Here is a 13,400-nt window from a genome sequence, read left to right as displayed (position 1 = left end):
CTTAGTGGCAAGCATCTCTTGAACAGCCAGAGCATTGCTCTGCGGTTTTGCTCTTGATATTCAAGGTTACGCGGCTACGCATGCGACGTAAGAATATAAACAAGGCAAGGTTGAACAGGATAACCGCAGTAATGGTAATCAAGCTACTTTGTGGGTGTTCGCTGAAAGTCGCTGTTTGGTAAAATAGAGCTGCAAGACTATAAGCCACATTTAAACCCCACAGAATGGAGAAACTCATCCAGCTTTTATTGGTTTCACGTGCGATAGCCCCCATCACCGAGACGCAAGGCACATACAGCAAGACGAAGATGAGGTAGCTGTAAGCTGCAATTCCTGAACCAAATTTTGCTGCCATGGTTCCCATTGAGCCGGATTCCATCTCTCCATCGCCTTTACTAGCTTCGATAGGGTTTGATAGCGCGCTTAAGGTAAAGGTTTCTTTTAAGCTATCCCAAGTTTCAGAAACCGCATCTCCCAGTTCTTCCCATAAATTGAAAGATTCTGCATCAAACGGCTCAGATGTAATGGCTTCAGCGGTATACAGGGTGTTTAGTGTTCCCACTACCACCTCTTTGGCCATTGCCCCGGTAATCAACCCAACGGTCGCTTGCCAGTTATCAGCATGCACGCCAATAGGTTGTAAAGCAGGGGTTATGACTTTACTGACAGAAGCCAGTGCGGAGTCATTAATATTATCAACAGGCTTACCAGAGAAAGAAAAGCTATTTAATGCACCAATAAAGATACTGGCAACGATAATGACTTTACCTGCACGTACCACGAAGCCTTTGAGGCGTTGCCATGTTTGAATCAGTAGTGTTTTGATGTGTGGCACATGGTAAACCGGAAGTTCCATGATAAATGGAGAGGCTTCGCCACGCATGAGGGTATGTTTTAGTAGTAACCCAGTTAAGATAGCGACAACAATCCCTAAAATATAGAGAGAAAAGACCACACTTGCCCCATTTTTGCCAAAGAAAGCGGCAGCAAAAACGGCGAAAATGGCCAGTCTTGCCCCACAAGACATAAACGGAGCCATTAATACAGTAATTAGTCTTTCACGGGGTGCGTCTAACGTGCGGGCACCCATAATGGATGGTACGTTACAACCAAAACCGACAATCAAAGGTACGAAGGATTTACCCGGTAAACCTAGTGCTTGCATGAGGCGGTCCATTACGAAAGCCGCTCGCGCCATATAGCCCGAGTCTTCCAGTATTGAAAGGAACAGGTACATCATCCCGATTTGTGGCACTAACGGTAAAACCGTGTTAATACCGCCACCAACACCTTGAGCAAGGAAAATAGTTAGCCAATCAGGGAAGCTGAAATAATCTCCTAACCATTGAATTCCATGGATAAATATCGCTTCTGATGCGCCTTCAAAGAAGGGTTGTAAGGCGCCGCCAATGTTGATGGCTAAGACGAACATCAAATACATCACAAACAAGAAAATTGGTACGCCGAGCCAACGGCTCAGAATAAATTTATCCAGTGATTGTGTTAGTCGATTTGGTTCAGCGGCACTATTGTTAATCGCAGCATTGCAAATTGTGGCAATAGATTGATAACGTGCGTCGGCAATGAGTAATTCAGGTTCTTCGTTTAAGCTTTCTTTCAGTGTTTGGCGTATCGCCAGTAATTGCCCTTCAGATACTTCAGCGCGTTGGCGACTATAAATATCCCCTTCGAGGATCTGTAATGCTAACCAGCGGCGTTGCTGGTGGCTAAATTGTTGTGCTGAAATTTGTTCAGATAATGAATCCACTGCCTGTAATAATTGGGGTGGATATTCCACAAGGGCTTGCTGGCTATTTTGTGGATGTGTATCAATGGCTTTTTTCAGTTTATCGATACCAGTTGCTCGAGTTGAAACCATTGGGATCACAGGGCAGCCGAGCTGTTTTTCTAATTCAGCGATATTAATATCAATATGTTGGCTTTGAGCGATATCCAACATATTCAAGGCGACAATACATGGAACGCCTAACTCGACTAATTGTAATGTCAGATAAAGGTTACGTTCTAAATTAGACGCATCGACAACATTAATGAGCATGTCTGCCTCACCACTTAAAATAAAGTAGCAGGCGATTTGTTCGTCGAGAGAGGTTTGTTCAGAAATCGTGGTCAGAGAATAGGTGCCAGGTAGGTCAACGAGCTCGATTTTATGGTCATCTGTATGGAAGCGACCGACTTTTCGTTCAACAGTGACCCCAGCCCAGTTACCGACACGCTGTCTTGACCCTGTGAGCTGGTTGAATAAGGTCGTTTTGCCTGCATTGGGGTTACCAATTAAGCCGATGGTTAAACGTTTCATAGTGTTTGCCAATAATAAAAAAGAAATACTTAAGCGGTGGTCGCTTCATCTAGGTTGAGTAGGGCGAGATCCTTTTTGCGTAGCACTAAGCTGACACGATGAGTTTCTATTTGTACAGGATCGCCAAAAGGCGCTAAACGCACCACTTTAAAGACAGAACCCGGAAGTAAACCGAGTGAAAGCAGTTTTTGTCGGTATGCAGGACTGATTTCTGGGGAGAAACCAAGTATTTTGTAGCTGCATTGAGGAAGTATTGCCATAGTGTCTTCCTAATCATTTAATTCATAATGATATCGATGACAATTGTTAATGATTACAATTGCTCAGGTAACGAGACCACCAAACAACAATAAATCTAATTAACAATGAGAATCATAATCATCCACCTTTTATTATATTTAGCCTCTTTTTTCGTCAATTTGACTTGATATGGATCAACGAAGCATTGAGTTTGCGGTGTTTCGTTAGCAAAAATAATGGTGGGGTAAACGGGGGAGAGGGTTTAATTATGCCTAATATATTGGCTGGGGTAATTAATTACAGCATTATTTATTGAAATAGGCACCACAACAGGTACATTGCGATGCCTATTAACAGAGTTAACGTTTCTTGCCAAATGCAGCAGCAAGGGCATCACTCATGGCACTATTACCTGAAGATGCGTTGTTTTGGCGTGAACTTCCTCTTGATTGAGGTGTTCTACGCGTATTTTTTTCCTGTTCAGGGGCGGCACGGCGAGGAGAACTATTAGAATCCCCCGCTTGCTCATCTAAACGCATCGTTAAAGCGATACGTTTGCGTGCAATATCAACATCTAACACTTTTACTTTAACAATGTCGCCCGCTTTCACCACCTTGTGTGGGTCTTCGACATAACTATTTGAAAGTGAAGAAATATGAACTAAACCGTCTTGGTGAACACCAATATCCACAAAAGCGCCGAAGTTGGTCACATTAGTGACTGCGCCTTCTAATATCATGCCAGAAGTCAGGTCATTCATCGTTTCTACACCTTCTGCGAAGGTGGCAGTTTTAAACTCAGGACGTGGGTCACGACCCGGTTTTTCCAGTTCTTTAATGATATCAGTGACAGTTGGAACCCCGAATTGCTCAGTAGTAAAGTCACGTGGGCTCAAGGCATTAAGCACCTGTGAGTTACCCATAATTTCTTTGAGCGGCTGGCGGACTGACTCAAGAATTTTTTCAACAATCGGGTAAGCTTCAGGGTGAACAGTAGAAGCATCTAACGGGTTTTCACCATTGGTGATACGTAAGAAGCCCGCACATTGTTCAAAGGCTTTTGGCCCAAGGCGTGCAACTTTGAGTAACTGTTTTCTATCACTAAACTGGCCATTCTGGTCGCGCCAGTCCACCACGTTTTGCGCAATCATTTTGCTTAAACCGGCAACGCGAGTCAGTAAGGCAACAGAAGCGGTATTCAAATCAACACCAACGGAGTTTACACAGTCCTCGACGACCGCATCGAGTTTACGCGCTAACTGAGTTTGGCTAACATCATGCTGATATTGGCCAACCCCAATGGATTTAGGATCAATTTTCACTAATTCAGCAAGCGGGTCTTGTAGGCGACGAGCAATAGATACGGCACCACGTAAAGACACATCTAAGCTAGGAAACTCCAAAGCCGCAAGTTCAGAAGCGGAATAAACAGAAGCGCCAGCTTCGCTGACAATGACTTTCTGTGCAGTGACTTCAGGGTATTGTTTTTGTACTTCAGCAAAGAAACGTTCCGTTTCACGAGAAGCGGTGCCGTTACCAATCGCTACTAATTCGACGTTATGTTTTTGGCAAAGTGCCGCAACGATGGTTGCCGCTTTTGCGGCTTGTCCGGTATGCGGATAAATCGTATCCGTCGCAATTAATTTACCTGTCGCATCCACGACAGCGACTTTCACCCCAGTACGTAAACCTGGATCTAAGCCCATGGTGGCACGCATTCCCGCTGGTGCCGCCATCAGTAAGTCACTAAGGTTACGAGCAAACACGTTAATAGCTTCCTCTTCAGCTTTTTCGCGCAGTGAGCTCATGACCTCTGTTTCTAAGTGCAGTAATACTTTGACACGCCATGTCCAGCTGATCACGGCTTTACGCCATTGGTCAGCCGGAGCATTATTTAAACGAATATCTAAATGGCGGGTGATAATTTCTTCGCAGTAACTTTCTTTTGGCGGTTCATCGAACTGCGGATCACAGTTTAATGAAAGTTGTAAAATTCCTTCGTTACGACCACGGAACATCGCAAGCGCTCGGTGAGAAGGGACTTGAGCAACAGGCTCGTGATGCTCAAAATAGTCACTAAATTTTACCCCTTCTTTTTGCTTACCTTCTGCAACAACAGAAACAAGGTGGGCATTTTTCCAAATATAGTCACGAACTTTCGCTAAAAGTGCCGCATCTTCGGCGAAACGCTCCATAAGGATATAACGAGCACCATCTAAGGCGGCTTTGACATCAGCAACACCTTTATCTGCATCGATATACGTTTTTGCAAGTTCGTCAGGTGATTGGCTAGGGTCATTCCATAAGGTGTCCGCTAAAGGCTCAAGCCCTGCTTCGATAGCAATTTGCCCACGGGTGCGACGTTTCGGTTTATAAGGAAGATACAGGTCTTCAAGTTCGGTTTTATTAAGCGTAGTGTTGATAGCGGAGGCAAGCTCTGGAGTCAATTTACCTTGCTCTTCTATCGATTTGAGAATGGTTTGTTTACGGTCATTTAATTCGCGCAAGTACCCTAAACGGCTTTCTAGCTGGCGAAGCTGAGTATCGTCCAACCCACCGGTAACCTCTTTACGGTAACGTGCAATAAACGGGACAGTATTCCCTTCATCTAATAGTGTGATGGCAGAAAAAACCTGTTTCGGCTGGGCTTGCAGTTCCGCTGCAATAATTTGGCTTAGAGTTTCATTCATGTCGAGTTTAAATACCTACTGAAAGAACAGTTAAAAAATTTACTGCACTGTTATACTTGGTGGTAACGAGAATTTCCAGACTGAATTTGAGCCTATTGGTAGGAAAGTCTCAGATTATGTTCTATAAAATACTATAATTATGGTTTCACTGATTAATATTCAAAGGTTATGACTAAAAGTCTTTTAATTACACGTGAAGGTTGGGATGCATTAGATAAAGAGCTGAAATACCTGTGGAAGGAAGAACGTCCTCGGGTTACTCAATCTGTTTCAGAGGCCGCAGCTCAAGGGGATCGCTCAGAAAATGCAGAATATATTTACGGCAAAAAAAGGTTGCGTGAAATTGATCGACGCATCCGTTTCTTATCCAAAAGATTGGATCAATTAAGGATTATCGAGCCTGATCCTCGCCAAGAAGGCCGTGTGTTTTTTGGAGCATGGGTTAAACTAGAAGATGAAAATGAAAATATCAGAATATTCCGTATCGTCGGTGCTGATGAATTCAACCCTACAAAACAATGGATTTCAATTGATTCTCCCGTAGCACGAGCCTTGATAGGTAAACAGGTTGATGATGAAATAACAGTAAATACGCCAGGAGGGCAGGTGACTTATTTTGTGTTAGAAATAAGCTACCAGCCACTAACCACCTGAAGTGTAAAATGATTCATTAAATCCTACGTTAGTGGTAAATTAGTGAGCATTAATATTGTTTTACTTACATTCATTAAAAAAATAATTTGAAAGATGCACATCTTGAGGGCTACAAAATGCAGGAAAGTTATAAGGTTCTTGTCGTCGATGATGATATGCGTTTACGTGCACTGCTGGAACGTTACCTCACTGAGCAGGGTTTTCAGGTAAGGAGTGCCGCGAACGCAGAACAGATGGACAGAATCCTGACAAGAGAATCTATTCATCTGATCGTCTTAGATCTAATGCTACCGGGTGAAGATGGCTTATCAATTTGCCGTCGCTTACGTAGTCAAAATAACCCAATTCCTATTATTATGGTAACAGCGAAAGGCGAAGAAGTTGATCGCATCGTTGGCTTAGAAATCGGTGCGGACGACTATATTCCAAAACCTTTTAATCCACGGGAATTGCTAGCTCGTATTCGTGCGGTTTTACGTCGCCAAGCTAATGAATTACCGGGTGCGCCATCTCAAGATGATGCGATAATTACTTTTGGTAAATTTAAATTAAATCTTGGGACACGAGAAATGTTCCAAGGTGATGAGAATATGCCATTAACCAGCGGTGAATTCGCGGTGTTAAAAGTGTTGGTTTCTTACCCAAGGGAACCGTTATCTCGTGACAAGTTAATGAGCTTAGCGCGAGGTCGTGAATACAGTGCGATGGAACGTTCAATCGATGTTCAAATTTCACGTTTACGCCGCATGGTTGAAGAAGACCCAGCACACCCTCGTTATATCCAGACGGTTTGGGGCTTGGGCTATGTGTTTGTTCCTGATGGAAGTAAAGCATGAAGCGACTGAGGTTCTCAAGACGTAGTACATTTTCTCGCTCGTTATTTTTATTTGTAGCCTTACTGTTTGCGAGTCTCGTGACCAGTTATATGGTCGTGTTGAATTTTGTTGTAATGCCTAGCTTACAGCAATTCAACAAGGTACTGGCATACGAAGTAAGAACATTAATGACAGAGAAAATGGTTCTACAAGATGGAACCTCAGTGCGGGTATCTCCCGCGTTGCGTAAGAAAATCTACAATGAATTAGGAATTACCTTTTATGCACATTCAGCGGCGATGGAAGAAGGACTGAATTGGGCAAAAGAGTATGATTTTCTAAGTGAACATATGTCGGAATATATTGGTGGTAAGGCGAGTGTTCACCTTGAATTAGGCCGAGAATACCCCATTCTATGGCTAACGTCTTATCTCGCACCTGATATTTGGGTGCGAGTTCCACTGACTGAAATCGGCCAAAACCAGTTCTCCCTTGTTTTTCGCTATACATTAACAATTTTTCTCACCATTTTTGCAGGGGTATGGTTGTATATACGCGACCAGAACAAGCCGTTGCTTGAATTGGAATACCACGCAGGTGAAGTCGGCAAAGGGGTAATTTTACCCCCAATGCAGGAAAAAGGCGCCACTGAGGTTAGAGCTGCTATTCGTTCTTTTAACCACATGGCTGCAGGGATTAAAACCTTAGAAAATGACCGAACTGTCTTAATGGCAGGGGTAAGTCATGACCTAAGAACTCCCTTAACCCGTATTCGTTTAGCGACAGAAATGATGAGCCCAGAAGATAGCTATCTGGCTGAATCTATTAATAAAGATATAGAAGAGTGTGATGCGATCATCGGCCAATTCATGTCTTATCTGAAAACAGGTCAAGAAATGGATATGGAATTCTGTGACCTTAACGCTATTTTAATGGAAGCGGTGAACTCAGAAAGTAATGTCATCGGTGAAATTGAAACCGCACTTGAGCCTGGCTCAATGATTGTTAATGGTAACCCATTAGCAATTAAACGCGCGATTACTAATATGATAGTTAACGCTTACCGCTATGGTAATGGCTGGATCAAAGTCAGTAGTGGAAAAACGGAAGACTCCGTTTGGTTCCAAGTCGAAGATGACGGTGCAGGTATCAAAGAAGAAGACATTCATCGCCTGTTCCAGCCATTTGTACAGGGTGAAAAAGCTCGTAGCAACAAAGGCACAGGGCTAGGGCTAGCGATTATTCGCCGAATTGTCGATGCTCATGAAGGGAGCATTGAGATCCATAAGAGTGAGCGTGGTGGGTTTGCGATTAGGGCTTTGCTGCCTCTTAAAGAGAAAGAAGACTAAATACTCTTCACACTTTGCGCTGCAGCGTTGTTGGCTGCGTTCGGCTACTCGGGTCACATACTTGTGTATGCTCCCCGAGATATCCTCGCTTGCCGCCTAGCTGCAATACAAATTGTTTTGAGTATTATTTGTATCAAGTAGGAAAAGAGGATATCTTCGTTTGTCGCCTACCTACAACATGAACTATTTAGAGCTATCCTTTTACTCTTCACACTTTGCGCCGCAGCGTTGTTGGCTGCGTTCGGCTACTCAGGTCACATACTTGTGTATGCTCCCCGAGATATCCTCACTTGCCGCCTAGCTGCAACGCAAATTGTTTTGAGTATTATTTTATGGTTGCAGGGTAAAAAAATTTTTCGCTTTTATGACAGTCTGTCATTTTTCTTTTTGGTATCAGTATTGAAACTGAAATTTTCTAACTATTTGAATTTTATGGCGTAAAATTTAAATTTCCTTCGTTTTTGTTTTCTCTCCAGTGAAAAAATCAGCAATTGTCATAAAACTGTCATAAAAACGACATGTTGTCGTAACTAAATTGTCCTATTTTTCCTACCGTGACATACACCCAACAATTTCATACTTGATTGTTTCTATACATCCCCGGAGGGATTATGAAAATGACGCGTACCACCTTAGCAAGCGTAATGGCAGCAACTTTATCTCTGACTGCAATGTCTTCTTTTGCTGCTACCAGCCTGACCGGAGCTGGCGCGACCTTTCCTGCTCCTGTTTATGCGAAGTGGGCAGACTCTTATCAGAAAGAAACAGGTAATAAAGTAAACTATCAGGGGATTGGTTCTTCTGGTGGTGTCAAACAAATCAATGCAAAAACAGTTGATTTCGGTGCATCTGATGCCCCATTAACTGATGAAAAATTAAAAGAAGATGGCTTGTTCCAGTTCCCAACTGTTATCGGTGGTGTGGTACTGGCTGTTAATGTAAAAGGAATTGAGTCAGGGCAACTGACTTTAGATGGCAACACATTAGGCGACATCTATTTAGGTAAAATTACCAAATGGAATGACCCAGCAATCGCTAAATTGAACCCAAATGTTAGTTTGCCAGACCAAGCTATCGCAGTTGTTAGACGTTCTGACGGTTCTGGTACCACGTTCGTATTCACCAGCTACCTTGCTAAAGTCAGTGCAAGCTGGAAATCAGACGTTGGCGCGGGTTCTACCGTTAACTGGCCGAAAAATAGCGTAGGTGGTAAAGGTAATGATGGCGTTGCAGCTTTCGTACAGCGTCTACCAGGTTCTATCGGTTATGTTGAATATGCATACGCAAAACAGAACAACCTTGCGTATACTAAATTAATCTCTGCTGATGGCGAGGCAGTTTCACCAACGGGTGAAAGTTTCAGTGCCGCAGCGAAGAAAGTTGACTGGTCTAAATCTTTTGCACAAGATTTAACAAACCGTGATGGCGCGAATGCATGGCCGATTACTTCAACCACATTTATCTTAGTTCACAAGCAGCAAGCGAATGCGGAAAAAGGCAAAGCGGTTCTTGACTTCTTCAACTGGGCTTATGATAAAGGTGGTAAACAAGCTGAGGCATTAGATTACGCAATTTTACCTCAAGAAGTCGTGACCGCAGTACGTGCAGCATGGAAAACAGAAGTTAAAGATAGCCAAGGTAAAGCATTATTCTAGGTGAACTTAGGTTTTCTAAGTGCACTTAGGGTTGGAAATGGCGGGTAAGTGCTGAGGAACAGGGCTTACCCGCTCATCGTTGTAACGCAATCCTGTAGAAAAGAGCAGGAATGAAATGAGAACAAAGCGCATGGCCGAGAAAACAACGGCATTTAGAGCTCCCAGCAAATCAGGTGATGTGATTTTTAGTGCACTGGTAAAGATTGCCGCGCTCATCACTTTGTTAATGCTCGGAGGCATTATTATTTCCCTTATTTTTGCATCTTGGCCAAGTATGCAAAAGTTTGGGTTTTCGTTTTTGTGGACCAAAGAATGGGATGCACCGGCTGAAGAATTCGGTGCTCTTGTGCCTATTTACGGCACTATCGTTACATCGTTAATTGCTCTGATTATCGCCGTTCCCGTTAGTTTTGGTATAGCACTGTTCCTAACAGAACTGGCACCCAATTGGTTAAAACGTCCTCTTGGTATTGCGATTGAACTTCTTGCTGCTATCCCAAGTATCGTTTATGGGATGTGGGGGTTATTTGTCTTTGCTCCTCTGTTTGCAGAATATTTCCAAGAGCCAGTTGGTAATGTGATGTCGAGTGTGCCGATTGTCGGTGAATTATTTTCAGGGCCTGCATTCGGGATCGGTATTTTAGCAGCGGGGATAATCCTCGCGATTATGATTATTCCTTACATTGCGTCAGTGATGCGCGATGTATTTGAACAAACGCCTGTGATGATGAAAGAGTCAGCTTACGGCATTGGCTGTACGACATGGGAAGTGATTTGGAATATCGTACTGCCGTATACCCGCAATGGGGTAATCGGTGGGGTAATGTTAGGCCTTGGCCGTGCACTGGGTGAAACCATGGCGGTGACGTTCGTGATTGGTAATACTTACCAACTTGATAGCGCATCACTGTTTATGCCAGGTAACAGTATCACCTCGGCACTGGCAAATGAGTTTGCGGAAGCAGAGAGCGGTTTACATACCTCGGCCTTGATGGAACTTGGACTTATCCTGTTTGTTATCACTTTTATTGTGTTAGCGATTTCCAAGTTGATGGTCATGCGTCTTGCGAAGAATGAGGGCCGTTAATATGTCGATATCTCAACCTATCGCAGTGAATGAAAAAGAACGAGCACGCCGTCAAGCGTGGCGTCGTCAAGTTAACAGAATGGCTTTATTTGTCTCAATGTTAACCATGGCTTTCGGCTTGTTCTGGTTAGTATGGATTTTGTTTTCTACAGTCACTAAAGGGATTGATGGCATGTCCCTCAATCTGTTTACTGAAATGACTCCACCACCGAATACTGAAGGTGGCGGGCTGGCAAATGCCATCGTAGGTAGTGGTTTATTAATCTTATGGGCGACAGTTATTGGTACGCCTTTAGGGATTTTAGCGGGAATTTATTTAGCAGAATATGGCCGTAAGTCATGGCTAGCTTCAGTCACCCGCTTTATTAATGACATTTTATTATCAGCTCCGTCTATCGTTGTAGGGTTGTTTGTGTACACCATTGTGGTTGCTCAAATGCAGCACTTCTCGGGTTGGGCTGGGGTTGTGGCGCTTGCATTGCTGCAAATTCCAATTGTTATCCGAACCACTGAAAACATGTTGAAATTAGTTCCGGATAGCTTGCGTGAAGCCGCTTATGCACTTGGCACACCAAAATGGAAAATGATTTTATCTATTACGCTAAAAGCATCTGTGTCAGGGATTATCACTGGGATCTTGCTTGCAATTGCGCGTATTGCTGGGGAAACCGCACCGCTCCTGTTTACTTCTCTGTCAAATCAGTTCTGGAGTACGGATATGAGCGAACCAATTGCTAACTTACCGGTGACAATCTTCAAATTTGCAATGAGCCCATTCTCCGAATGGCAAGAGCTTGCATGGGCAGGGGTTCTGTTAATTACCCTATGTGTCCTGCTCATTAACATCATTGCACGTGTTGTGTTCGCACAGAAAAAACACTAAGCGCCAGATAAATAAAGATTTAGAGAGAAAAGCAAACCATGATTAATGCAAACGATATTGCAAATAGTAAAATTAAAGTACGTGACCTCAACTTCTATTATGGCAAGTTTCACGCACTGAAAAATATCTCTTTAGACATTGAAAAAAATAAAGTGACTGCGTTTATCGGCCCATCAGGCTGTGGTAAATCGACGTTATTACGTACCTTCAATAAAATGTATGAATTGTATGGCGAGCAGCGCGCAGAAGGTGAAATTTTACTGGATGGTCAAAATATCCTGACAGATAAACAAGATATTGCGTTATTGCGTGCGAAAGTCGGAATGGTTTTCCAAAAACCAACACCATTCCCGATGTCAATCTACGATAATATTGCATTTGGTGTGCGTTTATTTGAAAAATTATCCCGCGTGGAAATGGATGAACGTGTGCAGTGGGCGTTAACAAAGGCTGCATTATGGAATGAAACCAAAGATAAGTTACACCAAAGTGGTTATAGCTTATCGGGTGGGCAGCAACAGCGTCTCTGTATTGCTCGTGGTATTGCTATTCGTCCAGAAGTTTTATTGTTGGATGAGCCCTGTTCTGCTCTTGACCCAATTTCAACCGGTCGAATTGAAGAACTGATTAGTGAATTAAAGTCAGAATACACCGTGGTAATTGTTACCCACAATATGCAACAAGCAGCACGCTGTTCTGATTATACGGCTTTCATGTATTTAGGGGAGTTAGTTGAGTTTAATCATACTGACAAAATGTTTACTACCCCAGAAATGAAGCAAACTGAAGATTATATTACTGGCCGCTACGGTTGATATGGAGCCGACGATGGATACGCTGAATCACAACAAACATATATCGGGTCAGTTCAATGCTGAACTGGAACATATCCATACTGAATTGATGACGATGGGGGGGCTGGTCGAAGAACAGCTTACCAAAGCCATTACGGCCATGCATAATCAGGATGAAGCCTTAGCGCGTGAAGTTATCGAAAATGACCATAAAGTCAATATGATGGAAGTGGCCATTGATGAAGAATGCGTTAAGATCATCGCGAAACGCCAACCAACGGCGAGTGATTTGCGCCTGATTATGGCAATTTCAAAAACCATTGCTGAGCTGGAAAGAATCGGCGATGTTGCAGACAAAATTTGCCAAACTGCATTGGAAAAATTCTCTCATCAACATCAGCCCCTGTTAGTGAGCTTAGAATCATTAGGTCGCCATACAGTGCAAATGCTACATGACGTATTAGATGCATTCGCACGAATGGATCTCGAAGAAGCCATTCGTATTTACCGTGAGGATGAGAAAGTTGACCAAGAGTATGAGGGCATCGTACGCCAATTGATGACCTATATGATGGAAGACCCTCGGACGATCCCAAGTGTATTAACGGCATTGTTCTGCGCACGTTCAATTGAGCGCATCGGTGACCGCTGCCAAAATATCTGTGAGTTTATTTTCTACTATGTGAAGGGGCAGGATTTCCGTCATGTGGGTGGGGATAGTCTTGAAAAGATGCTAACGAACAAATAAATGCTCGTCATATTTCGTACTGTGGCGGTGTTGGCTTCGCTCGGCTACTCGGGTCACATACTGGTGTATGCTCCCCGAGATATCCTTGCTTGCCGCCTAGCCACAATACGAACTATTTAGAGCATAAACGCTGGTCATATTTCGTGCTGTGGCGGTGTTGGCTTC

At 43.4% G+C, this 13,400-nt stretch carries 11 protein-coding genes; 8 read left to right on the top strand and 3 right to left on the bottom strand.

Features of this window, described 5'->3' with window-relative positions:
* Nucleotide 1: 1 nt before the first annotated feature.
* The 3 genes from feoB to M1F25_RS20850 all read right to left on the bottom strand — a co-directional run bounded on the left by feoB (nt 2) and on the right by M1F25_RS20850 (nt 5,250).
* Entirely contained in the window at nt 2–2,320 is a 2,319-nt protein-coding gene (gene feoB / locus M1F25_RS20860) for a Fe(2+) transporter permease subunit FeoB (protein WP_004262869.1), read from the bottom strand.
* Between the two features lie 29 nt (nt 2,321–2,349).
* Nucleotides 2,350–2,580: a ferrous iron transporter A gene (feoA, locus tag M1F25_RS20855; RefSeq protein WP_004262866.1), complete on the bottom strand. Its 231-nt coding sequence runs from the start codon at nt 2,578–2,580 to the stop codon at nt 2,350–2,352.
* Nucleotides 2,581–2,919: 339 nt separating this feature from the next.
* Complete coding sequence (locus M1F25_RS20850; protein WP_181488893.1) at nt 2,920–5,250, bottom strand: Tex family protein; 2,331 nt, start codon at nt 5,248–5,250, stop codon at nt 2,920–2,922.
* Nucleotides 5,251–5,418: 168 nt separating this feature from the next.
* On the opposite strand from M1F25_RS20850, the gene greB reads away from it, so the two are divergent.
* From greB to phoU, 8 genes are all read left to right on the top strand, one after another.
* Nucleotides 5,419–5,904 (top strand): transcription elongation factor GreB, encoded by a 486-nt coding sequence (greB, locus tag M1F25_RS20845; protein ID WP_004262861.1) that lies wholly within the window; start codon nt 5,419–5,421, stop codon nt 5,902–5,904.
* 116 nt (nt 5,905–6,020) lie between these two features.
* Nucleotides 6,021–6,740 (top strand): two-component system response regulator OmpR, encoded by a 720-nt coding sequence (ompR, locus tag M1F25_RS20840; RefSeq protein WP_004266122.1) that lies wholly within the window; start codon nt 6,021–6,023, stop codon nt 6,738–6,740.
* Nucleotides 6,737–8,068: a two-component system sensor histidine kinase EnvZ gene (envZ, locus tag M1F25_RS20835; RefSeq protein WP_181488891.1), complete on the top strand. Its 1,332-nt coding sequence runs from the start codon at nt 6,737–6,739 to the stop codon at nt 8,066–8,068. Before ompR ends, envZ begins: the two co-directional genes overlap by 4 nt.
* 611 nt (nt 8,069–8,679) lie before the next feature.
* Nucleotides 8,680–9,723, top strand: coding sequence for a phosphate ABC transporter substrate-binding protein PstS (gene pstS / locus M1F25_RS20830; protein ID WP_004262850.1), 1,044 nt, complete (start codon nt 8,680–8,682; stop codon nt 9,721–9,723).
* 130 nt (nt 9,724–9,853) lie between these two features.
* Entirely contained in the window at nt 9,854–10,810 is a 957-nt protein-coding gene (pstC, locus tag M1F25_RS20825) for a phosphate ABC transporter permease PstC (RefSeq protein WP_004262847.1), read from the top strand.
* A gap of 1 nt (nt 10,811) precedes the next feature.
* Nucleotides 10,812–11,693: a phosphate ABC transporter permease PstA gene (gene pstA / locus M1F25_RS20820; RefSeq protein ID WP_036958603.1), complete on the top strand. Its 882-nt coding sequence runs from the start codon at nt 10,812–10,814 to the stop codon at nt 11,691–11,693.
* Between the two features lie 38 nt (nt 11,694–11,731).
* Nucleotides 11,732–12,508 carry a phosphate ABC transporter ATP-binding protein PstB gene (gene pstB / locus M1F25_RS20815; protein WP_004262838.1) on the top strand — a complete coding sequence of 259 codons (777 nt, stop codon included), beginning with the start codon at nt 11,732–11,734 and terminating at the stop codon, nt 12,506–12,508.
* Between the two features lie 13 nt (nt 12,509–12,521).
* Entirely contained in the window at nt 12,522–13,235 is a 714-nt protein-coding gene (phoU, locus tag M1F25_RS20810) for a phosphate signaling complex protein PhoU (protein ID WP_036958602.1), read from the top strand.
* Nucleotides 13,236–13,400 lie beyond the last annotated feature (165 nt).

This window comes from Providencia sp. PROV109, assembly GCF_033681625.1.
Classification (GTDB): Bacteria; Pseudomonadota; Gammaproteobacteria; order Enterobacterales; family Enterobacteriaceae; genus Providencia; species Providencia hangzhouensis.
The sequence above is the reverse complement of the archived record's forward strand: the minus strand, read 5'-3'. Positions and strand labels throughout refer to the sequence as shown.